This window comes from Gluconacetobacter dulcium (assembly GCF_014174165.1).
In the GTDB taxonomy this organism is placed as follows: Bacteria; Pseudomonadota; Alphaproteobacteria; order Acetobacterales; family Acetobacteraceae; genus Gluconacetobacter; species Gluconacetobacter dulcium.
In genome coordinates, this window is sequence record NZ_JABEQN010000020.1 from 62,304 (window position 1) to 84,122 (window position 21,819).

A 21,819-nucleotide genomic window follows, 5' to 3' on the forward strand; every position below is an offset into this window, starting at 1 on the left:
GGAGGTGTACGCTTCAACCGGCTCTCTTGTGAAAGTCCCTGCCCGATGTCGAACCGGCCCTATCTCGCGCACTGGAAAGAGCGGATCGATCATAATGCGGGGGCGATCTATCTCACGCTGGTGGACGCGCTGGCGCTGTCGATCCGCAAGGGGGACCTGCGGGAGGGGGACCGGCTGCCGCCACAGCGGACGATCGCGGCGTATCTGGGCACCAACCTGACCACCGTGACCCGCGCCTTTACCGAGGCGCGGCGGCGGGGGCTGATCGACGCCACGGTGGGGCGGGGGACGTTTATCCGCGTCGGCGCGGGAGAGAGCCACTGGCGGCATACCGGGCCGGCGGTGATCGACCTGACCATGAACCTGCCGCCGGTGCCGCAGGACCCGCCGCTCCAGAAAATGATCCACGCCGATATCGCGGCGCTGCTGAAACAGCAGGATCTGAACAGCCTGATGTCCTACCGCGTGACCGGCGGGACGATGGAGGAGCGCCAGCTTGGGGCGAAATGGATCGCGCCCGTGGTCGGGCCGCGCCGGGTGGACGAAGTGCTGGTGGCGCCGGGGGCACAGAGCGCGCTGGCGGCCATCGTCACCACGCTGACCCAGCCCGGCGATGTCATCGTGACCGACCGGATTGCCTATCCGGGCATCCGCACCATCGCCGCGCAGTTCGGGCTGATCCTCGTCGGGGTGGACAGCGATGCCGAGGGGATGATGCCGGAGCAACTCGACCGGGTGTGCGCGCAGCATCATCCACGGCTGCTGTACTGCATTCCCACCATTCATAATCCGACCACGGCGACCATGTCGCTGCAACGGCGACGGGACATTCTGGCGGTGGCGCAGCTTCATCATCTGCATGTGGTGGAGGACGATCCGTACAGCCTGCTGATGGACGATCGGCCGCCGGCGCTGGCGGCGTTGGATCATGGGCGCGTTTTCTATGTGGCGACGCTGGCCAAGACGCTCAGCCCCGGTCTGCGCACGGCCTATGTGGCGTTGCCGGGTACGGATATGGCGCGCCGCGTGACCGCCGCGATCAGGGCGATCGCGCTGACCAATGCGGGGCTGCTGAGCGCATTGACCGCGCGCTGGATGCAGACGGGGGAAGCGGAGCGGATTCTGCATGCGATCCGCACCGAACTGCGTTTGCGGCAGTCCATCGCCCGCCGGATTCTGGGCGAGGGGCACTGCATGAATCCCGATGGCCCGCATGTGTGGCTGAAATTGCCGGATTGGTGGGGCAGCACGGATTTCGTGGCCTATGCGCGCCGCCGGGGGCTGGCGCTGGTGCCCAGCACGGTGTTCACGATCAGCGGCGAGCCGCCGCAGCGGGCGCGGGTTGCGCTGGGGAGTGCGCCGGATGCGGCGAGCCTTGAAGAGTCGCTGCGTGGGGTGGTGTCGGTGCTTCAGCATAAACGCTCGCCGGGCTTTGCCGATATCGTGTGAGACATTGGCCGGGTTGGCGTGCTGGTGGTGGTCGGGTGCCTGGGGGGCATCAGATAAAGAGGTGGTTTGTTCACGAGTACGTGATTTTTGGAGGGAGGAATAACAATAGGTTGTGGGGGAGGGAGGCTATTGTACCCTGCATGATTCGATATTGTATGGAATTGAAATCGGCATTCCGGGGTGGGTGGATGAGATTGTCTTCATTGTAGTGGAGGCGTGATCCATACAAGATTTTACCTCCCGCCTGATCCCGTGCCACGACATCTCCCGTCAGGGCGGCTTGCTTCGCGCCGCCGGATAGCGATCCATACGGGAGATCCATCATGCCGACAGTCGAACGCGCCCCCCACAAGGATGGCGATATCTTCGTCGATTACGAAAACAAGGTTTTCGAGGACGTTAAAGCCAATCCGGGCGAGAAGGCGCTGGTGACCTTCCATACCGTTGCGTTCGAAGGTTCGATCGGGTTCGTCAATCTGTTGCAGGCGACACGGCTGATCCGCAAGGGGTTCGAGACCTCGGTTCTGCTTTACGGGCCGGGCGTGACGCTCGGCATCCAGCGCGGCTTTCCGCGGTTGGGAGATGAAGCCTTTCCGGGGCATATGAACTGCAACAAGCAGATTGCGAAAATCATCGAAGAAGGCGGCAAGGTCTATGCCTGCCGGTTCGCGCTCCAGGCGCTGTATGGCCATGGCGAGCCGTCGCTGATTCCGGGGATTACGCCGATCAATCCGCAGGATGTGCTGGACCTGGTGCTGCTGCATCGCCGGGACAATGCCTTCATCCTCGATACCTGGACGCTCTGATTTTCGATCGCGGGAAGGACCATCGGCATGTCACGCATCGTGCGCGCCGCGGCCATCCAGATTTCGCCCGTTCTGGGCGATGATGGATCGGGGACCGCGCGGAAAGTCTGCCAGAGCATTCGCGACGCCGCGGAACGGGGCGTGAAGCTGGCGGTCTTTCCCGAAACCCTTGTGCCTTATTATCCTTATTTCTCGTTTATCCAGCCGGCTTTTCGCTTGGGCGGCGAGCATCTGGCGCTATACGAACGCGCGGTCGTCATTCCCGGTCCGGTAACGGGGATGGTGGCGGAGGCGGCGCGCGAGACCGGGATGGTGGTCGTGCTGGGCGTGAACGAGCGCGATCATGGCACGCTGTATAATACGCAGATTATCTTCGATGCCACGGGTGAGATTTTGCTTCGGCGGCGCAAGATCACCCCGACCTATCACGAGCGGATGGTCTGGGGGCAGGGCGATGGCGCGGGGCTGAAGGTGGTGGACAGCGCGGTGGGGCGTATCGGCGCGCTGGCCTGCTGGGAACATTACAATCCGCTGGCCCGCTACGCGCTGATGACCCAGCATGAGGAGATTCATTGCGCGCAGTTTCCCGGCTCGCTGGTCGGGCAGATATTCGCCGACCAGATGGAGGTCACGATCCGGCATCATGCGCTGGAATCCGGCTGTTTCGTCGTGAATGCCACCGGTTGGCTGACCGACGAGCAGGTCAGCCAGGTTGCGGGTGATCCGGCTTTGGAAGGCCCGCTGCGGGGAGGCTGTTTTACCGCGATCGTCTCGCCGGAAGGCAAGCTGCTCGGCACCCCGCTGACCGAGGGCGAGGGGATGGTGATCGCCGATCTGGATTTCGCGCTGATTACCAAGCGCAAGCGGATGATGGACTCGGTGGGGCATTATGCGCGGCCCGAACTGCTCAGTCTGCTGATCGACCGGCGTCCGGCGCGGACCGTGCATGCGTATGGCGTGGGGACGGAGGCGGCCGCAGGGGAGGCGCTGTCATGAGTGTTCCAGTCATTGGCACCATTGCCGGGAGGCAATTGATCACCGACCTGCAATCCTTCGGGTTGCAGATCGGGGAGCAGACTGGGGGCGTGACCCGCAAGGGGGGCGCCGGTCCTTCGGACCACAAGGCGATCACCATCGCCGGACAGACGGTGATGGTGCCGGTTTATACCGCCGATGCGCGGCGCTCGCCTTTTCAGGCGAGCGTGCCGGGGGATGACGGCACCAGCATGCTGGTGCGCGACGGGCAGGCGGTGGCGCCGATCCGCTTTCCCGCACCGCCGCGTTTTTACGGGCTGGAGACGGCGGACGGCATTCCGTACTGGAAGATCGCGCTGCTGCATGGGCGCGATACGCTGGCGACCACCGTGCACCAGACCTGCATCCGCTATGCCGACCGGCGGACATCGTGCCAGTTCTGTGCCATCGGCCAGTCGCTGGAGGCCGGCCGGACCATTGCCTACAAGACGCCCGCGCAATTGGCCGAGGTCGCGAAGGCGGCGGTGGAACTGGACCATGTGCGCGACATGGTGCTGACGACCGGCACGCCCAATATCGTGGATCGGGGGGCCGCCGTGCTGGCGGACTCGGCCCGTGCGATCCGGGCGGCGGTCGACCTGCCGTTGCAGGTGCAGTGCGAGCCGCCGCGTGACCATGCCTGGTTCGGGCGGCTGCGCGAGGCCGGGGCGGATAGTCTGGGCATGCATCTGGAAGCCGCGACGCAGGCGGTGCGGGAGCGGATCATGCCCGGCAAGGCGACCGTCAGCGTCGATCGCTATCTGGAGGCTTTTGCCAGCGCGGTGCCGGTTTTCGGGCGTGGGCAGGTGAATACCTATCTGCTGGCCGGGTTGGGGGATACGGTCGAGGAGATCCTGGCGCTGGCGCAGCGGCTGATTGCGCTTGGAGTCTATCCGTTCGTGGTGCCGTTCGTGCCGATTTCGGGCACGCCGCTGGAGAACCATGCGCCGCCTTCGTCCGATTTCATGAAATCCGTTCTGGCCCCGCTAGGTGGGATGCTGCGGGCGGCGAACATGAAATCGACCGATATCCGGGCCGGGTGTGGCCGCTGTGGCGCGTGTTCGTCTCTCTCGACGTACGAGCAGTGAGGTTCGGTCATGGATGAGATCGAGGATCGCCCCTTCGTTCCGACGGAATATATCGTGCGGCTTGCGCGCTCGAAATGGGAGCGGGCGGGGCATTATGCCTTGCGGCGTGAAATCTTCTGTCGGGAGCAGGGGGTTTTTCAGGATGACGATCGCGATGCCATAGATGCGCGGGCCATGCCCATTATCGCCTCCTGCTGCGTGGCCGGGATGCCGGACCGGATTGTCGGGGCCGTGCGTATCCATGAGGCCGAGCCGGGCATCTGGCGCGGTTCGCGGCTGGCGGTGCATGCGGAGCATCGCCGGTTGGGGCGGATCGGGGCGGAACTGATCCGCATGGCGGTGTGTACCGCGCATGGGCTTGGGGCGCGGCGTTTCTTCGCGCAGGTGCAGGAGCAGAATGTGCTGTTCTTCCGTCGCCTGCACTGGACGAGCCTCGGGGCCATCACGCTGCATGGCCTGCCGCATCATGAGATGGAGGCCGATCTTTCCCGCTATTCGGCGCATGGGCGGGCGCAGACATGGCTGCTGCGCCCCCAGCCCGTTTCGCGGCGGAGCGCGTGAGGATGCGTGGCCTTGCCGCGATGCTGCATGGCCTGCGGGAGAGTCGCGCGATGGCCGCGAAACGCGATATCGCCGGGACGGTTGCCGCGCTGGGTTATGGGGGCGCCGATGCCATCCGGCTGGGGGACGATTGCGCGGCGATTCCGGATGGCGATGGCTATCTTCTTTTTGCCAGCGAGGGATTTCAGGACGGGTTCGTGCGCGCCATGCCCTGGTTCGCCGGCTATTGCGGCGTGATGGTCAATGCCAGCGACATCGCGGCGATGGGCGGGCGGGCGATTGCGGTTGTCGATACGCTGTGGGGCGAGAGCGCCCGGGGTGCCGCGCCGATCCTGCATGGGTTGCGGGATGGGGCGCGGGCTTATGGCATTCCGGTGGTCGGGGGGCATACCAACCTCGGCAGTGCGCATTGCTCGCTGTCGGTGGCCATTCTCGGGCGGGCGCGGCGGCTGCTGACCAGTTTCGATGCCCGGCCGGGCGAGGTTCTGGTTGCCGCCATCGATCTGCGGGGGAAATGGCATGACCCGTATCCGTTTTGGGATGCCAGTTCGGAAACGGGGGCAGGTGGGGATGCCGCGCGGTTGCGGGCCGATCTGGAGGTGCTGCCGGAGATCGCGGAGGCGGGGCTGAGCCGGGCGGCCAAGGATATCAGCATGGCGGGGATTCTGGGGACCGCCGTGATGCTGGCGGAATGTTCGCGGATCGGGGTGACGGTGGATCTGGATGCGGTCCCCCGGCCCGATGGCGCGCCGATGGAACGCTGGCTCGGCGCCTTTCCCAGCTATGGCTATCTGCTGACCGCGCGGCCCGCAGATGCGGGGGCCATTCTGGCCCGCTTTCAGGCGCGGGGCATTGCGGCCGCTGTCATTGGCGCCTGTGACGGGGCGCGGACGCTGGACGTGCTGCATGACGGCGTGCGCGAGACGTTCTGGGATCTGGGGCGGCAGCCTCTGATCGGTTGTGCGCCATGACGCTTTCGATCGGTATTCTCACCCACTCGACCAATCCGCGCGGCGGCGTGGTGCATGGCATGGCGCTGGCCGAGGCCTTGTGCGACGCCGGGCATGAGGCGACGCTGATTGCGCCCGATGCCGGCGGAGAGGGGTTTTTTCGCACGCCGCGCTGTGCCGTGCGCTGTATTCCGGTGCCGGAGATGCGGGACCTGTCCGCGCGGGTGGAATGCCATGTCGCCGCCATGCGCGAGGCGTTGCGGGATGCGCGGTATGACGTGCTGCATGCGCAGGATCCGATCAGCGCCAATGCGCTGGCGGATCTGGTGGTGGAAGGGCGGATTTCGGGATTTGCGCGCACTGTTCATCATCTCGACCGTTTTGCCGACCCCGGTCTGGCGTTTCGACAGGCGCGGGGGCTGCGGGCGGCGGCGGAGCTTTTTACCGTCAGCGCATTGTGGGAACGCACCCTGCTTGCGGAGTGGGGGCGTGTGGCGCCGGTCGTTGGTAACGGGGTCGATCCGCTGCGGTTTTCGCCGGAGGAGAAGGAGCAGGATCGTGCGTTGTGGGGGCGCCACGGGGTGCCGCTGGATCGGCATCTGATCCTGTCGGTGGGCGGGATCGAGCGGCGGAAGAATACGCTTGCTCTGCTTGAGGCGTTTCTGCGCCTGCGCGCGGTGCGGGCGGATGTGCATCTTGCCGTCGTCGGGGGTGCGTCGCTGCTGGATCATTCCGATTATCGCGCGGCTTTTGCCGCGCTTCTGTCGGCCAGTGGGTATGCGGATTCCGTAACGGTGACGGGGCCGGTCGCGGATGCCGATATGGGGGCGTTCTACCGGCAGGCGGCGGTGCTGGCCTATCCCTCGCACTGTGAAGGGTTCGGGCTGTGCCCGGTCGAGGCGCTGGCCTGCGGCACCCCGATCATCGTGCCCGATGCCGCGCCTTTTACCGAGCATCTACGTGGTGACGAGGCCCTGTGGTGTGTGCCGGAGCAGCCCGACACCCTTGTCGGTGCCCTGCATGACGCGCTGCGGCTCGGCTGTCGCGCCCGTTTCGGGGCCGTTGGCCCTGCGGTCGCGCGCCGCTTCCGCTGGCACGATGTCGCGGCGCGGCACATCCCTGCCTATCGGCGTCTGGCGGCGTTGCCCCGCGCCGGGGTGCTTCAGGAGAGTTCGATCAATGCCTGAAATGATCTTTCGTGTCCGCTGGCCGGACGGGACGGAGAGCGACTGTTATTCGCCCTCGCTGGTGGTGCGCGATCATCTGGTGCCGGGGGCGGATTATCCGGTTGCGGACTTCCTGGCCCGCGCGGACGCGGCGCTGACGGAGGCCAGCGCGCGGGTGCAGGCCCGGTACGGGTTTCCATGCAGCCGGGCGCTCGGCCAGTTGCAGACCATTCGCACGCTCTGCGCGCGCTTTGCTGATTCGGAGGATGCGCGGGTGCGTGTCCTGTCGTTCGACTGAAATCCCTTTGCGGAATATCCTTATGTCACAGAATGAAAAAACCATTCCCGTCGTGATTGTCGGCGGCGGGCAGGCCGGGCTTTCGCTGAGCTGGTATCTCTGCCGCGAGGCGGTGGACCATGTCGTGCTGGAGGCGGGAACGGCTTGCCATTCCTGGGATGACGAGCGGTGGGATAATTTCTGCCTCGTCACCCCGAACTGGCAGTGCCAATTGCCGGGGCACCCTTATGCGGGGAATGATCCGCATGGCTTCATGATGAAGAACGAGATCATTGATTATGTGCGGTCCTTTCGGGCCTCCTTTACGCCGCCGCTGCGCGAGCATACGCGGGTGACGTCCGTGACGCGGCACGAAGAGGGCGGGTACCGCGTGGTGGCCGATGAGGCGGTATGGCACGCCCAGCATGTCGTGATCGCGTCCGGTGCCTATCATGATGCGGTGATCCCCGGTTATGCCGGGGCGATTGATCCTGCGATTGTCCAGATTCATTCGCAGGATTACCGGAATGCGGCGCAGCTTCCCGAGGGGGCGGTGCTGGTGGTGGGCAGCGGGCAGTCGGGCGCGCAGATTGTGGAGGACCTGCATCTCGAAGGTCGGAAGGTGCATCTGTGCGTCGGCACCGCGCCGCGTGTTTCGCGCTTCTATCGCGGGCGCGATGTGGTGGACTGGCTGGCGGACATGAAATTCTACGACCTGACGGTGGACCGGCATCCGCTGCGGGACGGGGCGCGCGACAAGACCAACCATTATGTCACCGGCCGCAATGGTGGGCATGATCTCGATCTGCGGCAGTTCGCGAAGGAGGGAGTGCGGCTGCATGGCACGCTGGAGACCATTCGCGACGAGGTTGCGCATTTCCTGCCCGATCTGAGGGAGAATCTCGACGACGCGGACAAGACCAATGCCGACATCAAGGCTTCGATCGACGCCCATATCGCGCGGGTGGGAATCGCGGCGCCGGTCGAAGCCCCTTATGTGCCGGTGTGGGAGCCTGAGCGCGGAAACACGCCGCTGGACCTGAAGGCGGCGGGGATTGCCGCCATCCTGTGGTGCATCGGGTTTCGGCCGGATTATCGCTGGATCGACGTGCCGGTCTTCAATGGGGCGACGAAGCCGGTGTGGGATCGGGGGGTGACCGATGCGCCCGGTTTCTACTTTCTGGGCCTGCCCTGGCTGCACACCTGGGGGTCTGGCCGGTTTTCCGGCATCTCGCGCGATGCCGCGTGGCTTGCCGGCCAGATTACCGGAAAAGAGATCCCGATCGCCTGAAGGAGGACATGCGCCATGCTTCCGTGGACGACCTACGATGCCATGCGGCATGCGGCTTCGGCCGATCCTGAAGGGTTCTGGCTGGAGGCCGCGCGGCGCATCGCGTGGGAGCAGGCGCCGGTTGCCGCCTGTCGGCCGCGCGCGGACGGGTGGCATGACTGGTTTGCCGGCGGCACGCTCAATAGCTGCCATAATGCGGTGGACCGGCATGTGGCGGCCGGGCGGGGGGAGCAGCCCGCCCTGGTCTGGCATTCCTGCGCGACGGGGGAGACGCGGAGCCTGTCCTACGCCGCACTTCAGCAGCGGGTTGCCGGGTTTGCCGGCGGGTTGCGGACGTTGGGTGTGGACAGGGGGGACCGGGTGTTGATCGCGGCGCCCTGCATGGTGGAAATCGCGATCGCCATGCTGGCCTGTGCGCGGCTGGGAGCGGTGCATGTGGTGGTCTTTGCCGGCTATGCGGCGGCGGAACTGGCGCGGCGGATCGATGACGTGACGCCGAAGATCGTTGTCGCGGCCAGTTGCAGTTTTCAGGGGCGGACGGTGGTGCCGGCGCAGGCGACGCTGGACGAGGCGCTGGCCGGGGCGGCGCATGTGCCCGCTGGTTGCGTCATCGTTCAGCGTGAAGCCTGCCCGATGCGGATGGCGGTGGGGCGGGACCATGATTTTCATGTGCTGGAGCGGTATCCGCCGGTGGCGCCGGTGCCGGTGCGGGCCGAGAACCCGCTTTATATTCTGCATACGTCCGGGACGACGGGAACGCCCAAGGGGATTGTCCGCGACAATGGCGGCCATGCGGTTGCCCTGAGCCTGTCCATGGACCTGATCTATGGCTGCGGGCCGGGGGATTGCTTCTTTACCACGTCGGATCTCGGCTGGGTGGTCGGGCATTCCTATGGGGTCTACGCGCCTTTGCTGGGCGGGGGGACCAGCGTCATCGTGGAAGGGTGCCCTTCAGCCTCGGTGATCGGGCGGCTTTGCGCTGCGCATGATGTGAAATGCCTGTTCACGACGCCGACGCAGTTGCGGCTGATGCGCCAGGGCGGCGCGGATTTTTCCGGCCGCGCTCTGCCGGCGCTGAAGCGGGTTTTCGTGGCCGGGGAATATGCCGATCCGACCCTGCTGGACTGGGCGCGGGGCTGCTTCGATCGGCCGGTGGTGAATCATTGGTGGCAGACCGAAACCGGATGGAGCATTACCGCGCATTTCTTCGGGCTGCCCGAGGCGGAGCCGGCGGCGATCCTGAATGATATCGGCCGGCCTGCTCCCGGCTTTTCGCCGGTGGTGCGCCCGGCGGTGGCCGGGGAGACAAATGGGGAGATATTGCTGGCGTTACCGCTGCCGCCGGGCTGCCTCGCCGGGATATGGAAGACGGGCGCGCTGCGGCCCCCGACTGCGTATCTGGCGGAGGGTGGGGGCTGTTATCGCACCTTCGATGAAGGGGTGATCACGGATGACCAGGCCGTGCATATGCTGGGGCGTTCCGACGATGTCATCAAGGTGGCGGGGCGTCGGGTTTCCGGTGTGCAGATCGAGAAGATCATTGCCGGGCATGAGAAAGTCCATGCCTGTGCGGTCGTGGCCGTGTCGGACGGGCTGCGGGGGCAGCGGCCGGTTGCCTATGTGGTGCCGGCCTCGTGGCCGGTGCGACCGGGGTGGGCGGCGGAGATTGCCGAGCGGGTCGCGTGCGGGCTGGGACGGTGGGTGGGGCTGAAGGAGGTGCTGTTCGTGCGGCAATTGCCGACGACGGTATCGGGCAAGATCATGCGCCGGACATTGGCGACCGCCTGAGAATGTGGGCGGCCGGCCTGTTCCGTGATCGTTACTGGCCCGGCATTGCATCGCGAGGGTGGGCGGGACGCAGCAGGTAGAGGATTTCGATCATCAGGCCGGGCAGCAGGATCATTCCCGTCGTCAGGCCGCCCAGCCAGAAGGCCACGAGCCCGGCGGCCAGGGAGGCGGCCATGACGCCACGCCCGGCCGGGCCGAGTGCGACGACGAACAGCACGGCACTGAAAGCGCTGGCGGTGGCGGCGGCCAGTGTGCGCGCGGGATGGGCGAGCAGGTCCGTGCCCATGCCGCCGACGACGTTGCCCATGATATGCGCATGGTCCGTCTGTCCGGCCATGCCGAACAGGAAGGAGAACGGCAGGAACAGGATGCCGAAGATATCGCGCAGCAGCAGGAAAAGCCCGTTGACCAGCGGTGCCATCATGAGGATGGCGGCAGCGCCGCCCATGCAGGCGACGACGAGGACGATCGCGAGCCGATCAAGCACGATGGACAGGCGTGCCGTGTTCCGCATGTCGCGGATCACGGGTTGGCGCGCCGATCGGCGCGGGCTTGCCGTATGATCAGGAAGAGCCTGCTTATTTCTTCTTGATCCACCATTTCACGGGCTCGGGTTCGTCCTCGATCGCCTCGGGGGCAGGGGCGTGGCGGGGGCGGGGAACCGGCGCGGGTTTCGGCTGCTGGATGGGGGCGGCGCGCGGCCTCGGGGCGGAAAGCTCCGCCGTCAGACGCGCGATTTCGGCACGGGCCGCGGACAGGCTGGCGCGCAGGGCCAGGATTTCCTCGTCACGGCTGGCCACGCCGGCCTGGGCTTCGGCCAGAACGATGTCGGCGTGGCCGATACGGGTTTCCAGCGAACGCAGGCTGGCCTGGGCATCGTGGCTGGCGCGGTCGGCGTCGTCGCGCTGCTTCTGCAACAGCTTTACCTGTAGGCGCAGGCGCTCGATTTCGCCGCTATCCTCCTGCGGTGCATGCATCGCACGGGCCGCCGGGCGGTTGAGGACATGATGTTCGACCCGGACGTCGCCATCCTGGACGAATTTCCGCCGCCGTTGTGCCGCATCGAAGGGGCGGGCCGTGGCGCGGGGCGTCGCTTGGGAGGATGAGGCAGGAGCGGATTGTTTCGAACCGAGACGGGATAGGGCGAGACGCAGCGCCTGCTCGTTGACCTCGTCGCGATTATCGTTGTCGGATTGTTCGGCGTCTGCGGCAAAGGGGAAGGTATCGTTATAGGATGCGGACATGGGGGTGTCTCTCAAAGTGGAGATGAAAATCGTGGGGAATGTTTGAAAATATGCCGGCGTGGGGGCGTGTTTTCTGTTTTGTTCATTTCATTCCGAACGAGGCGGGCATTGTTCTGTTGTTTCGCGCTGCGCCGGAATGACCGGATGCCGATTTCAGAGAGGCAACCGGCTCGGAACCGGTGAGTGCGAAGCGCATATGGATAAGAGAAATTGATCCAATAAGTTTCATATACTCTGTCTTCTGAAGAAAATGCAAGGCCATGTCGTTCGTAAGTTCTTGTGACATGGTGTCGCGGCACCGATGGCGCATGTGTGAAATTTCATGATCGTGTAATATTAAGCATTAAAATGGCGTAAATATCCGCGAATATTATAAAATACGACAGATATTCCGTATCGTTTTTGGATTCTGTATGGGTTTCGTGCCGGATTTTTCGATTGTTATTCTTTATTATTTTCATAATTCTATAGTGTATTGATATTTTCCCTGCTTTATTTCTCTGATTGTGGTCAATTCGACGGAACGGAAGGTTTCATACGCGATTACAGTGAGGCGCCGAACGGAAGCAGAACGGTTTTTCGTCTTTTTCAGGTTCGGGAAGTCGGTTGAATAATAGACATCACGTTTATGTGATGTCTAGCGTGATTCGGACGTCCATGGGAATCGTGTGACCCTGCGCAGCCAGGCGTTCGGCAGCAAGCGGGAGGCTGCGTGGCCCGGAACTGCGCCGGGTTGTCGGGCGATTCGTGTAATCGGGCAGGGTTCTCAGGCGTCGCGGCTGCCGGGTTGCCAGGGAACGTCGTCCTGCCCGTCGTTATTCAGGTGCCGGGCCAGTACGAACAGGTAATCGGACAGCCGGTTCAGGCAACGCAGGACGGATGGGCTGACGAATTCTTCCTTGCGGAGCAGGACCACCTGGCGTTCCGCCCGGCGGGCCACGGTACGGGCCAGATGGGCATGGGCGGCGCCTGGACTGCCGGCGGGCAGCACGAAGCTGCGTAGCGGCGTCTGGCGGACGCGCAGGCGTTCCGTCGCCTGTTCGAGAAACGCGACCGCCGCGTCGCCGCCGCGAAAATTGTCGGCGTCGTCCGGCCCCTGCTCCGGCACGCATAATATGCCGCCGATATCGAACAGAAGAGACTGGATGCGCGCGAGGCATGCGGCATCGGGCGACGGGGGCGGCACATGCAGGCGCAGCACGCCGATCGTGGCGTTGGCTTCGTCCACCGCGCCCATGGCCTCGATCCGGGTACAGGATTTGTCGACCCGTGTGCCGTCGCCCAGCGAAGTCTGGCCGCGATCGCCTCCCCTGGTGACGACGCGGTCGATGCGGATGCTCATGCGGCGTTCCGGTCAGTGATGGGGTCGGTGATGGTGCCCGTGTTGGCCCAATGCTTTCGCCATGTCCAGATGCGACTGGATGGTGGACTGCATGTCGGTGGCGTAAGCCTTCAGGGCCGGGTCGGTGCCGTTGGCGGCTTCGGCCTGGAACAGCGGGGCCGCGTTGTCGTGGCCGGCGATTTGCAGCGCGGTGAAATCGCGGTCGAAGACGCGGCCCTTTTCGGTCTTCAGGCTGTCCAGAACATGCTCTTCGTCCGTGTCCAGATCGTCGGGCAGGGTGGTGCCGTGCTGGTCGGCGATGGTCTTCAGCCGGTCCTGGCTGGCGGTGTGGTCGGCGACCAGGCGGGCGGCGAAGGTTTTGACGTGCGGATCGCGGGCCTGGGTATCCGCCAGCTTCGCCGCCGCGATGATGAAATCGTTGCTGCGGGCCGCGTTGTCGAGGAACGTGATGTCGGTTTCGGTCAGGGAGGGTGGCTGGGGTATGGGGGCGGGCTTCGGCGCGGTGGCGCAGGCGGCCAGCGGCAGGAGCGCCGCGATGGGCAGCCAGCGGACATGTTTGGTCATTCGTTACTGATCCCTTCCGGACATGCGGATACAGGGGGAACGCGATCGTGCGGGTCGGGTTCTTGCCGTGGCGCTAGAGAGCGCGCAACTCTTCCATGCAGGTCACGAGGCGCCGGCGGATTCCCGGTTCCAGCGCGGAATGTCCGGCGTCGGGCACCAGGGTGAGCGTGGCGGCTGGCCAGGCACGGGCCAGGTCCCACGCGGAGGTGGCGGGGCAGATCATGTCGTAGCGGCCCTGGACGATGGTGCCGGGGATATGGGCGATCCGCGCCATGTGGGCCAGCAGGCCGCCGGGCGGCAGGAACAGGCCGTGGCGGAAATAATGTGCCTCGATCCGCGCCAGGCCGATCACCGCGCGGTCGCGGGCGAAGCCGGCGACCGCCGCGGGGGCCGGGATCAGCGTGGAGCAGGTGCCCTCGTAGCTGGACCATGCCCGCGCCGCCGGCAGGTGGATCGCCGGGTCGGGGTCGAACAGCAGCCGGCAATAGGCGGCCAGCGGATCGTGCCGGTCCTGCACGGGCAGGTGTTCGAGGAAGGCTGTGTGCGCGTCGGGAAAGACATGGGCCAGGCCGTGGAAGAACCAGTCCAGTTCGCTCGGGCGGCCCAGGAAGATCCCGCGCAGGACCATCGCGCGCACGCGCTCGGGGTGGGCCTGGGCGTAGGACAGCGCCAGCGTGGAACCCCATGAGCCGCCGAACAGCACCCAGTCGGCGATGCCCAGTGCGGCGCGCAGATGTTCGATATCCCGCACCAGATGCGGCGTGGTGTTGGCGGTGACCGATGCATGGGGGCGCGAGCGCCCGGCGCCGCGCTGGTCGAACAGCACGATTCGCCAGTGGGTGGGGTCGAAGAAGCGGCGGTGGACCGCGCCGCTGCCGGCACCGGGGCCGCCATGGAGGAACAGGACCGGCCGGCCGGCCGGATTGCCTGCCTGCTCCCAATAGATTTCGTGCCCGTCGCCGACGGGCAGGTAGCCGCTCTCGTATGGCGCGATGTCGGGAAACAGGTCATGGCGTGGCATGGGGCGACTATACGGCAACCGGGGCGCCCGGCTAGACTGCGGCCGTGATGAGTGTGTCTGCTTCCTTTTCGCCTGTGCCGCGCGTGGCCCGGCTTTTTCTTGCATCGGGTGGCCTGCTGGGCCTGCTGTCGGTGGCCGGCGGCGCGCTGGCGGCCCATCTGCCCGATGCGATGTTCGCCGCGCCTTCCGGCCGCACGCTGGCGCGCGAGGCGGTGGAGATGGGCATGTGGCACGCGCCCGCGCTGCTGGCGGTCGGCATCCTGCTGTGCGTGCGGGGGCGGCGGGTGCCGCTGTTGCTGGCCGGTGCGGCCTTTGCGCTGGGGGTGGTGCTGTTCTGCGGTGCCGTCGGCTGGACGGGGGTGACGGGGCAGCATCTCGGCCCGGTCGCGCCCACCGGTGGCAGCCTGCTGATGCTGGCGTGGCTGCTGATGGCGGTGGACGGGCTGCGGCGATGACCACCGATATGCAGGGCGACGCGGCGCCGGTCGAACTGCCGCACCCGGTGCGCGCGGCTTATCTGGCGGCTGAGGGGTTCGAGGACGCGCTGGTCGAGGAACTGGGGCGGCAGGGCGTGGAGATCATGGCGTGGCATGGTCGGCTGGCTCTGTCGGCCAGTCCGCCGGTTGCGGCGGCGTGGGCGCTGGATATCTGGCTGGAGCCCGAGCTTCATTCCATTGCCTCGATCGGCGCGGCGGCGGCGCTGTTGCGCGGCCGGCAGCGCAACTGGGCCTGCCATGCCGTGCGGCATCATCGTCGCGCGACGCTGATTGCCGACCGTCTGCCGCCGGTTGCGGCGCGGGCGCTGGTCTTTCCCGCAGCCGCGCCGAGCGGGCATCTGGGTGGGTGGACGCTGCTGGCACCGGATATGCTGCTGCTGTCGACGCGCAAATCCTCGCCCTTCGTGAACGGGGCGGTGCCGTTCGTCGAGGATCGGGTGGGGCCGCCTTCGCGGGCCTATCTGAAATTATGGGAAGCCTGTGCCCGGCTGGGCGTCTGGCCGATGCCGGGGGAACGCTGCGTCGATCTGGGAGCGTCGCCCGGCGGGTGGACGTGGGCCATCGCGCAATGCGGGGCGGAGGTGGTGGCGGTGGATCGCGCGGACCTCGCGCCCCAGGTGGCCGCCATGCCGGGGGTGGCGCTGCGCCGCGAAAGCGCGTTCGGGATCGAGCCCGCCGAACTGGGGGCGGTGGACTGGATGTTTTCCGACATCATCGCCTATCCGACGCGCCTGCTGGCGCTGGCCCGGCGCTGGATCGCGGGGGGCACGGCGCGGCGCATCGTGATGACCATCAAGTTCCAGGGCACCACCGACCACGAGACCGCTGCCGCGTTCGCCGCCATTCCGGGCGGGCGGGTGCTGCATCTGTGGCACAACAAGCATGAACTGACATTTCTGTGGGACCGCGAGGCGGCGGCCCCGGCCGGGGCGTTACCGCCCGGCTGAGGCCCGGCGCGCGCGCAGCCGCCGGTCGATCGCCCATTCGCCGATCTGCACGATCGGCAGGGCCAGCAGGAAGCAGGCCACCGCGACGCCCATCACGATGATCCGTTCGCGTGCCTCGGCATCGGCGGCGCCGGTGACGCTGTACAGGGTGCTCCACAGCCGTGTGCCGGCAATGTGATCGACCAGGTAGGCGACATGGGCGCTGTAGCGCAGGGTGGCCATCAGGGCGGCCGTCAGCGCGACCATGGCCACGGTCTTGATCAGGGTGCGGGCGATGTCGGGTTGCGCGGCCTGTGTCATCCGGGAGAAGATCCTTTTACCATTATGTCGGGTCTGTATGGCTTTCGACGTATGAGATCCATCTTAACCTGATATTATGCCTCGTTCATCCTTGGCTTCATGGACCGAATTTCATGCATCTGCGCCGCCTCCTTCCCCTGACCGTCCTGCTGGCCGGTCTGGCCGCCACCCCGGCTCTGGCCGAACTGCCGCCCGTGCCCCAGGTGGGGCAGGAGACGCCGAAGCCGGTCGCGGCACCCTATGGGCCGACCGAGGGCGCGCAGGCGCAGGTCGATGCCGCCTTCAAGACGGCCAAGGAAAGCGGCCGCAACGTGCTGATCGATTTCGGCGGCAACTGGTGCCCGGACTGCCGCATGCTGGCGGGCGTTCTGGACCTGCCGTCGGTCGCGCCCTGGGTGGCGGCGCATTTCGTTACCGTGTCGGTCAATGTCGGGCGGATCAATACCAACCTGGATATCGCCCGGCATTACGGGGTGACGATCAAGGCCGTGCCGACCGTGCTGATCGTGACGCCGCAGGGCCGGTTGCTGAACCCGGACGGCACGCTGGCGCTGGGTGACGCGCGGCGCATGTCCGCCCAGGCGGTGGTTGATCTGCTGGCCGGCTGGAACGGTCGCGGGGCCTGACTGTAAATGCGCGCCGGCGGTGATCCGGCGCGCGTTTGCGACTTTCAGCGCAGATGCAGGAAGCGGTCGGCTTCCTGCACGATGTCGGCCAGGGTGCCCTGTCTGAAGGGGCTGATCAGGCCGGCGGCGTCGACCAGGCCGGTGAAGGGCTGCGAGCCGCCCAGCGCGCACAGATCGGCATAGACCGCCATCGCGCCCGCCTGATCGGCCCGGCTGTGCAGCCAGAACTGCATCGCGCAGCACAGGGCCAGCGTATAGTCGATGTAATAGAAGGGCGAACGGTAGATATGGCCCTGGGCCTGCCACCGGCCGCCGGCGGCGGGCCAGGACAGGTCGCCGTAATCGCGCCAGGGCAGGTACAGCTTTTCCAGCCGCTGCCAGGTCTCGTGGCGTTCGGCGGCCGTCATGCCGGGATTGGCGTAGACCTCGTGCTGGAAGTGATCGACGCAGACGCCGTAGGGCAGGAAGCTCAATGAGCCGATCAGGTGCATGCGGCGGAAGCGGTCGGCCAGCCCGTCCTCGACCATCAGGTCGATCTGCGGCCAGGTGAGGAATTCCAGCGCCATCGAATGGATCTCGGCGGCGTCCATGGTCGGCCACAGCAGGTCGATCCCCGGCAGGTCGCGGCTTTTCCAGTTCTGGTAGGCGTGGCCCATTTCGTGGGTGAAGACCGTGATGTCGTGCTGCGTGCCGTTGAAATTGGCGAAGATGAACGGCATCCCGACCGTGGGAAAGGCGGTGCAGAAGCCGCCGCCGGCCTTGCCCTCGCGGTTGCGCAGGTCGAGGAAGCCGCCTTCGACCATCTGGCGGTAGAATGTGCCCAGATCGCCGCCCATGCGGTCGAACATCGTCTGTGCCCGTTCCAGCAGCAAATCATGCCCGCCGGCCGGTTTGGGGTTGCCCAGCGGGTCGATCAGCGATTCGTCCCAGAAATGCAGCCGGTCCCAGTTCATGGTCAGGCGGCGGTTTTCCATGATCGCGCCGACCAGGGGCACGACATGGGCCAGCACGTCCTCGCGAAAGCGCGCGACATCCTCGGGGCCGTAATCGACGCGGCGCATCCGCCGGTAGCCCAGGGGGATGTAGTTGTCATAGCCCAGGGTGCGCGCCATGCCGTGGCGCACCTGCACCAACTGGTCGTAGATCCGGTCCAGTTCCGGCCCGTTGGTGGCGAAGAAGTCCCAGCGCGCCTTTTCGGCCTCGTAGCGCACCGCGCGGTCCGGGTGCTCGGCGAAGGGGGCGAGGCCGGACAGATTGACTGTCTGGCCCTGCACCGTCACGCGGGCCGCGGCCAGCAGGGCCGTGTAGTCGGCGCCCAGGCGGGCTTCTTCTTCCAGCGCCGCGCGGATGCGTGGGTCGAAGGTGGTGATGTCGGTTTCCCACAGGCGCACGGTGTGGGTGCCGACGGCGGTGGCGAGGCCGGCGCGGTCGTCCAGCAGCCGGCGCTTGATGGCGACTTCAAGCTCGGTCACCAGCGGGGTCAGCCGGTCGGCGAGGTCGCGATCGGTGCGGGCCTGCGGGCTGGTGGTGTCCTGGGAGAAGCGCAGGGCAACCATCGAGGCCCAACTGTCGTACGCCCGGCGTTCGGCGTCGAAGCGGGCGAGGGCCTCGGTGCGGTGGCCTTCATCCAGCAGGGTGGAGACGGCGCCGAAAGCCGCGTTCAGGCTTTCGGCGGTCGGGGACGGAAACGTGAGGTCGGCGAATTGGATGGACATGGTGCGCATCATCGCATCCGCGATGGGGGGCCGTCCACGGTTCTGTGCCGTCAGGTTTCCGCCAGGGCGTTGCGGGCCTCTGCCGTGAGGGCGAAGGAATGCAGGCGGGCTGTGTGGTCGTGGATGGCGCTCACGATCATCAGCTCGTCGGGCTGGTGGCGGGCGATGAAGCGGGCCAGGCCGGTGCGCACGGTCTCGGGGCGGCCCACGACGGCGCAGGCCAGGGCGCGGTCGATCCCGGCCTGTTCGGCGGCTGTCCAGAGCCCGTCCGTCTCGGTGACCGGGGGCGGAAACTGGCCCGGACGGCCCCGGCGCAGGGCCACGAACTGCTGCTGGTGCGAGGTGAACAGGAAGCGGGCCTGCGCGTCGGAGTCGGCGGCCACCACGTTCAGCCCCAGCATGACATAAGGTTGGGCCAGCCGGGCGGAGGGGGTGAAGCGCTGGCGGTACAGCGCGACGGCCTCTTCCATCATGTCCGGCGCGAAATGTGAGGCGAAGGCGAAGGGCAGGCCCAGATGGGCCGCCAGATGGGCGGAGAACAGCGACGAGCCCAGCAGCCACACCGGGATGTCCAGCCCGGCGCCGGGGACGGCCTGCACGCGCTGGCCGGGCTGGGGCGGCGCGAAATAATGCAGCAGTTCGGCGACCTCCTGCGGGAAGCGGTCGGCGCTGGACGGGTCGCGGCGCAGGGCGCGCATCGTTTCCTGGTCCGAGCCGGGGGCGCGGCCCAGCCCGAGGTCGATCCGGCCGGGGAACAGGCTTTCCAGCGTGCCGAACTGTTCGGCCACCATCAGCGGGGCATGGTTGGGCAGCATGATGCCGCCGGCGCCGACGCGGATATGCTGCGTGCCGGCCGCCAGGTGGCCGATCAGGATGGCGGTTGCCGCGGATGCGATGGCCGGCATGGCGTGATGTTCCGCCACCCAGTAGCGGTGAAAGCCCAGTGCTTCGGCATGGCGGGCGAGGTCGAGACTGTTGCGGAAGGCGGTGGCGGCATCGCTGCCGCGAACGATCAGGGACAGGTCGAGGACCGAAAAGGGGATCAATGTCCAAACTCCTTTTGTCGTTCGGGTCTGCGGTCCCCATGCCTGACGAGAGAGGCGGGCTGGTGCGCGAAGGCGGCCGCGACGACCGTGTGCCGCGAAGCACGGGCAATGCGCGCCGGATCGCCGCCAGCGCGCATTGCCCCGTCAGGCACGGCGGATCTTGTGGCCGAACCACAGGCATATGGTGATGAAGACCAGCGTTCCCAATATCGACGGCACGATGCTTGCCTCGGGGAGGATGGCCAGGGTGTCGTCGCGGCCGGTGGCGCCGGCGATGCCGGCCAGCAGCACGCCCGTCAGGCTCTCGCCGACGATGAAGCCGGAGGCGAGCATGGTGGAAACGCCGCCTTCGCTCTGTCGGGCTTGGCGGGTGCAGGCCCAGCCGATGATGGCGCCGATGGCCAGCGTGACGCTGACCGCCGGGGGAAGATACAGCCCGATTCCCACCGCCAGGGGCGGCATGGCCCCGCCGACGCGGCGTAGCAGCAGGTCGGCCGCGATCAGCACGATGCCCAGCGCGACGCCGATCAGGATCATGGTCCAGTCGAGCTGATGCTGGAAGATGCCCTGCGCGATGGTGGTGAGAAGGGCGGGCTGCGGGGCGGGGAGGGCGTGGTCGGGGTTCATGCCGGCATGGGGCATGGCGCCGACGAAGCCGTAGGCCTGGTAGAGCAGTTCCAGCACCGGCGGGATGACGATGGCGCCGCTGACGCAGCCCACCAGCAACGCCACCTGCTGCCGCCAGGGCGAGGCGCCGACCAGTTGCCCGGTCTTGAGATCCTGGAGGTTATCGTTGGAAATCGCCGAGGAGGCGACGATGGCCGAGAGGATGTAGAGCGCGAAGGCGATCGCCAGATGGTGCCCGTTGGCCGACATTTCGGCGGGTAGCGCGCCCAGCGGCTCCAGCAGCAGCATGAACGAGGCGACCAGCACGATGGCGATGATGGCGATCCCCGACAGCGGGGACGAGGACGAGCCGACGATGCCGGCCATGTAGCCGCATGCGGCGGCGACCAGGAAGCCGAACAGCGCGCAGATCGCCACCGCCGCCAGCGCCGCCGAGACGATGGCGCCGCCGTGGGCGAAGGGCGACTGGAAGCTGAGGAACAGGACGAACAGGATGGCCAGGCACAGGCCCGTCAGCAGCAGGAGCGTGCGGGGCGTGAGGTCGCGGCCGTCATCGTCGGCGGAGCCGTGGGCGCGCATCATGTCGCGGATGCCCGCCGCGACCGGGCGGGCCAGCATCGCCAGTGTCCAGATGGCGGCGATGGCGATGGTGCCCGCGCCCAGGAAGCGCACCTTCTGTGTCCAGATCTGCGTGGCGAAGCCGGCGGCGGGGAGGTGGGCGGGATTGGGCAACTGGACGCTGAGGATCGGGACCGCGACATCCCACGCGATGAGCGTGCCGATCAGCATTGCGAGGCCGCCGGCGATGCCGACCAGATAGCCCGCGCCCAGTAGGGCCAGCGAGAAGCCGGTCGAGGCGCGGAAGATGGCGCCGCCCCAGGTCGCGGTGACCGCCGCGCTGTCGGCCAGCAGCCGCAGGCCGCCGGTGGCGAACGTGACCGACGCCGACAGCAGGCCGCCGGTCAGCAGGGCGCGCAGGCTCTCGGGGCTGCCGCTTTCCGAGCCGGCTTTCAGGATTTCGGCCGCCGCGACGCCTTCGGGGTAGGGGAGGTCGCTGTTCGTGACCATGGCGCGGCGCAGCGGCACGGTGAACAGCACGCCGGTCATGCCGCCGGCGAGGGTGAGCAGCGTCGTTTCCAGATAGGGGAAATGCTGCCAGTAGCCGATCATGATCATGCACGGCAGCGAGACGAAGACGCAGGACAGCGTGCCGGCCGCCGAGGCCTGCGTCTGGACCATGTTGTTTTCGAGAATCGTGGAGCCGCCCATCGCCCGCAGCACGGACATGGAGATCACGGCCGCGGGAATCGACGAGGCGACGGTGAGGCCGATCTTGAGCCCCAGATAGACGTTGGAGGCGGTGAAGACGATGGTGATCAGGGCACCGAGGATAAAACCGCGCAGGGTCATTTCCCGCTGGCTGGCGGCGGGCGCTGTCGGGGAAAGGGCGGTGTCCGTCATGCTGTCTTCATGTCGCTTGTATCGCTTGACCTGTCGGTG

22 protein-coding genes are annotated in these 21,819 nt (G+C 66.7%); 13 read left to right on the plus strand and 9 right to left on the minus strand.

Annotated elements, in window-relative coordinates; translation table 11 throughout:
• The first annotated feature begins 45 nt into the window (after positions 1 to 45).
• The 10 genes from HLH25_RS15095 (at position 46) to HLH25_RS15140 (ending at position 10,390) form a co-directional block, all read left to right on the plus strand.
• Positions 46 to 1,449 carry an aminotransferase-like domain-containing protein gene (locus HLH25_RS15095; protein WP_182974855.1) on the plus strand — a complete coding sequence of 468 codons (1,404 nt, stop codon included), beginning with the start codon at positions 46 to 48 and terminating at the stop codon, positions 1,447 to 1,449.
• A gap of 323 nt (positions 1,450 to 1,772) precedes the next feature.
• Positions 1,773 to 2,255: an MSMEG_0572/Sll0783 family nitrogen starvation response protein gene (locus HLH25_RS15100; protein ID WP_182974856.1), complete on the plus strand. Its 483-nt coding sequence runs from the start codon at positions 1,773 to 1,775 to the stop codon at positions 2,253 to 2,255.
• A gap of 27 nt (positions 2,256 to 2,282) precedes the next feature.
• Complete coding sequence (locus HLH25_RS15105; RefSeq protein ID WP_182974857.1) at positions 2,283 to 3,251, plus strand: Nit6803 family nitrilase; 969 nt, start codon at positions 2,283 to 2,285, stop codon at positions 3,249 to 3,251.
• Complete coding sequence (locus HLH25_RS15110; RefSeq protein WP_182974858.1) at positions 3,248 to 4,357, plus strand: MSMEG_0568 family radical SAM protein; 1,110 nt, start codon at positions 3,248 to 3,250, stop codon at positions 4,355 to 4,357. The genes HLH25_RS15105 and HLH25_RS15110 overlap by 4 nt, the downstream gene beginning before the upstream one ends.
• 9 nt (positions 4,358 to 4,366) lie before the next feature.
• On the plus strand, positions 4,367 to 4,918 hold the full coding sequence (locus tag HLH25_RS15115; protein WP_182974859.1) for an MSMEG_0567/Sll0786 family nitrogen starvation N-acetyltransferase: 552 nt from the start codon (positions 4,367 to 4,369) through the stop codon (positions 4,916 to 4,918).
• A gap of 2 nt (positions 4,919 to 4,920) precedes the next feature.
• Positions 4,921 to 5,889: a sll0787 family AIR synthase-like protein gene (locus HLH25_RS15120; protein WP_182974860.1), complete on the plus strand. Its 969-nt coding sequence runs from the start codon at positions 4,921 to 4,923 to the stop codon at positions 5,887 to 5,889.
• Positions 5,886 to 7,055: an MSMEG_0565 family glycosyltransferase gene (locus tag HLH25_RS15125; RefSeq protein ID WP_182974861.1), complete on the plus strand. Its 1,170-nt coding sequence runs from the start codon at positions 5,886 to 5,888 to the stop codon at positions 7,053 to 7,055. The genes HLH25_RS15120 and HLH25_RS15125 overlap by 4 nt, the downstream gene beginning before the upstream one ends.
• Positions 7,048 to 7,332, plus strand: coding sequence for an MSMEG_0570 family nitrogen starvation response protein (locus tag HLH25_RS15130; protein WP_182974862.1), 285 nt, complete (start codon positions 7,048 to 7,050; stop codon positions 7,330 to 7,332). The genes HLH25_RS15125 and HLH25_RS15130 overlap by 8 nt, the downstream gene beginning before the upstream one ends.
• Before the next feature lie 22 nt (positions 7,333 to 7,354).
• Positions 7,355 to 8,602: an MSMEG_0569 family flavin-dependent oxidoreductase gene (locus tag HLH25_RS15135; RefSeq protein WP_182974863.1), complete on the plus strand. Its 1,248-nt coding sequence runs from the start codon at positions 7,355 to 7,357 to the stop codon at positions 8,600 to 8,602.
• A gap of 15 nt (positions 8,603 to 8,617) precedes the next feature.
• Positions 8,618 to 10,390 carry an AMP-binding protein gene (locus HLH25_RS15140; protein WP_182974864.1) on the plus strand — a complete coding sequence of 591 codons (1,773 nt, stop codon included), beginning with the start codon at positions 8,618 to 8,620 and terminating at the stop codon, positions 10,388 to 10,390.
• 31 nt (positions 10,391 to 10,421) lie between these two features.
• On the opposite strand, the gene HLH25_RS15145 is transcribed toward HLH25_RS15140, so the two are convergent.
• The 5 genes from HLH25_RS15145 to pip all read right to left on the minus strand — a co-directional run bounded on the left by HLH25_RS15145 (position 10,422) and on the right by pip (position 14,561).
• Positions 10,422 to 10,904 carry a hypothetical protein gene (locus HLH25_RS15145; protein WP_246402529.1) on the minus strand — a complete coding sequence of 161 codons (483 nt, stop codon included), beginning with the start codon at positions 10,902 to 10,904 and terminating at the stop codon, positions 10,422 to 10,424.
• Positions 10,905 to 10,968: 64 nt separating this feature from the next.
• Entirely contained in the window at positions 10,969 to 11,634 is a 666-nt protein-coding gene (locus tag HLH25_RS15150; RefSeq protein WP_182974865.1) for a hypothetical protein, read from the minus strand.
• A gap of 766 nt (positions 11,635 to 12,400) precedes the next feature.
• A complete protein-coding gene (locus HLH25_RS15155) occupies positions 12,401 to 12,976 on the minus strand; it encodes a cob(I)yrinic acid a,c-diamide adenosyltransferase (RefSeq protein WP_182974866.1) in 576 nt (191 codons plus the stop codon).
• Between the two features lie 12 nt (positions 12,977 to 12,988).
• Positions 12,989 to 13,540, minus strand: a complete 552-nt coding sequence (locus HLH25_RS15160) for a DUF4142 domain-containing protein (RefSeq protein ID WP_182974867.1) — start codon at positions 13,538 to 13,540, stop codon at positions 12,989 to 12,991.
• Between the two features lie 73 nt (positions 13,541 to 13,613).
• Positions 13,614 to 14,561, minus strand: coding sequence for a prolyl aminopeptidase (gene pip / locus HLH25_RS15165; protein WP_182974868.1), 948 nt, complete (start codon positions 14,559 to 14,561; stop codon positions 13,614 to 13,616).
• Between the two features lie 53 nt (positions 14,562 to 14,614).
• Between pip and HLH25_RS15170 the strand changes: the two genes are divergently transcribed.
• The gene (locus HLH25_RS15170; protein ID WP_310889121.1) at positions 14,615 to 15,016 is read left to right on the plus strand and encodes a DUF423 domain-containing protein; all 402 of its coding nucleotides are present in this window, start codon (positions 14,615 to 14,617) and stop codon (positions 15,014 to 15,016) included.
• Complete coding sequence (locus HLH25_RS15175) at positions 15,013 to 16,005, plus strand: SAM-dependent methyltransferase (protein WP_182974870.1); 993 nt, start codon at positions 15,013 to 15,015, stop codon at positions 16,003 to 16,005. The genes HLH25_RS15170 and HLH25_RS15175 overlap by 4 nt, the downstream gene beginning before the upstream one ends.
• Here HLH25_RS15175 and HLH25_RS15180 read toward each other — a convergent pair.
• Entirely contained in the window at positions 15,991 to 16,305 is a 315-nt protein-coding gene (locus tag HLH25_RS15180; protein WP_182974871.1) for a hypothetical protein, read from the minus strand. The two genes, HLH25_RS15175 and HLH25_RS15180, sit on opposite strands and share 15 nt — an antisense overlap.
• 113 nt (positions 16,306 to 16,418) lie before the next feature.
• On the opposite strand from HLH25_RS15180, the gene HLH25_RS15185 reads away from it, so the two are divergent.
• Entirely contained in the window at positions 16,419 to 16,931 is a 513-nt protein-coding gene (locus tag HLH25_RS15185) for a thioredoxin family protein (protein ID WP_182974872.1), read from the plus strand.
• A 44-nt stretch (positions 16,932 to 16,975) separates the two neighbouring features.
• Here the strand turns inward: HLH25_RS15185 and HLH25_RS15190 are convergent, their stop codons facing one another.
• The 3 genes from HLH25_RS15190 to HLH25_RS15200 all read right to left on the minus strand — a co-directional run bounded on the left by HLH25_RS15190 (position 16,976) and on the right by HLH25_RS15200 (position 21,780).
• Complete coding sequence (locus HLH25_RS15190) at positions 16,976 to 18,646, minus strand: M3 family oligoendopeptidase (RefSeq protein ID WP_182974873.1); 1,671 nt, start codon at positions 18,644 to 18,646, stop codon at positions 16,976 to 16,978.
• Positions 18,647 to 18,696: 50 nt separating this feature from the next.
• Complete coding sequence (locus tag HLH25_RS15195; RefSeq protein ID WP_182974874.1) at positions 18,697 to 19,692, minus strand: LLM class flavin-dependent oxidoreductase; 996 nt, start codon at positions 19,690 to 19,692, stop codon at positions 18,697 to 18,699.
• Positions 19,693 to 19,836: 144 nt separating this feature from the next.
• Positions 19,837 to 21,780: an OPT family oligopeptide transporter gene (locus tag HLH25_RS15200; RefSeq protein ID WP_246402533.1), complete on the minus strand. Its 1,944-nt coding sequence runs from the start codon at positions 21,778 to 21,780 to the stop codon at positions 19,837 to 19,839.
• Positions 21,781 to 21,819: the final 39 nt, after the last annotated feature.

What these genes read in the sequence shown, in the direction of transcription:
- HLH25_RS15175 (WP_182974870.1), top strand. Translation starts at nt 15,013, where the DNA reads ATGACCACCGATATGCAGGGCGACGCGGCGCCGGTCGAACTGCCGCAC.
- HLH25_RS15135 (WP_182974863.1), top strand. Translation starts at nt 7,355, where the DNA reads ATGTCACAGAATGAAAAAACCATTCCCGTCGTGATTGTCGGCGGCGGG.
- HLH25_RS15145 (WP_246402529.1), bottom strand. Translation starts at nt 10,904, where the DNA reads ATGCGGAACACGGCACGCCTGTCCATCGTGCTTGATCGGCTCGCGATC.
- HLH25_RS15180 (WP_182974871.1), bottom strand. Translation starts at nt 16,305, where the DNA reads ATGACACAGGCCGCGCAACCCGACATCGCCCGCACCCTGATCAAGACC.
- HLH25_RS15105 (WP_182974857.1), top strand. Translation starts at nt 2,283, where the DNA reads ATGTCACGCATCGTGCGCGCCGCGGCCATCCAGATTTCGCCCGTTCTG.
- HLH25_RS15150 (WP_182974865.1), bottom strand. Translation starts at nt 11,634, where the DNA reads ATGTCCGCATCCTATAACGATACCTTCCCCTTTGCCGCAGACGCCGAA.
- HLH25_RS15130 (WP_182974862.1), top strand. Translation starts at nt 7,048, where the DNA reads ATGCCTGAAATGATCTTTCGTGTCCGCTGGCCGGACGGGACGGAGAGC.
- HLH25_RS15120 (WP_182974860.1), top strand. Translation starts at nt 4,921, where the DNA reads ATGCGTGGCCTTGCCGCGATGCTGCATGGCCTGCGGGAGAGTCGCGCG.
- pip (WP_182974868.1), bottom strand. Translation starts at nt 14,561, where the DNA reads ATGCCACGCCATGACCTGTTTCCCGACATCGCGCCATACGAGAGCGGC.
- HLH25_RS15115 (WP_182974859.1), top strand. Translation starts at nt 4,367, where the DNA reads ATGGATGAGATCGAGGATCGCCCCTTCGTTCCGACGGAATATATCGTG.
- HLH25_RS15200 (WP_246402533.1), bottom strand. Translation starts at nt 21,780, where the DNA reads ATGACGGACACCGCCCTTTCCCCGACAGCGCCCGCCGCCAGCCAGCGG.
- HLH25_RS15125 (WP_182974861.1), top strand. Translation starts at nt 5,886, where the DNA reads ATGACGCTTTCGATCGGTATTCTCACCCACTCGACCAATCCGCGCGGC.
- HLH25_RS15110 (WP_182974858.1), top strand. Translation starts at nt 3,248, where the DNA reads ATGAGTGTTCCAGTCATTGGCACCATTGCCGGGAGGCAATTGATCACC.
- HLH25_RS15140 (WP_182974864.1), top strand. Translation starts at nt 8,618, where the DNA reads ATGCTTCCGTGGACGACCTACGATGCCATGCGGCATGCGGCTTCGGCC.
- HLH25_RS15155 (WP_182974866.1), bottom strand. Translation starts at nt 12,976, where the DNA reads ATGAGCATCCGCATCGACCGCGTCGTCACCAGGGGAGGCGATCGCGGC.
- HLH25_RS15095 (WP_182974855.1), top strand. Translation starts at nt 46, where the DNA reads ATGTCGAACCGGCCCTATCTCGCGCACTGGAAAGAGCGGATCGATCAT.
- HLH25_RS15160 (WP_182974867.1), bottom strand. Translation starts at nt 13,540, where the DNA reads ATGACCAAACATGTCCGCTGGCTGCCCATCGCGGCGCTCCTGCCGCTG.
- HLH25_RS15190 (WP_182974873.1), bottom strand. Translation starts at nt 18,646, where the DNA reads ATGTCCATCCAATTCGCCGACCTCACGTTTCCGTCCCCGACCGCCGAA.
- HLH25_RS15100 (WP_182974856.1), top strand. Translation starts at nt 1,773, where the DNA reads ATGCCGACAGTCGAACGCGCCCCCCACAAGGATGGCGATATCTTCGTC.
- HLH25_RS15185 (WP_182974872.1), top strand. Translation starts at nt 16,419, where the DNA reads ATGCATCTGCGCCGCCTCCTTCCCCTGACCGTCCTGCTGGCCGGTCTG.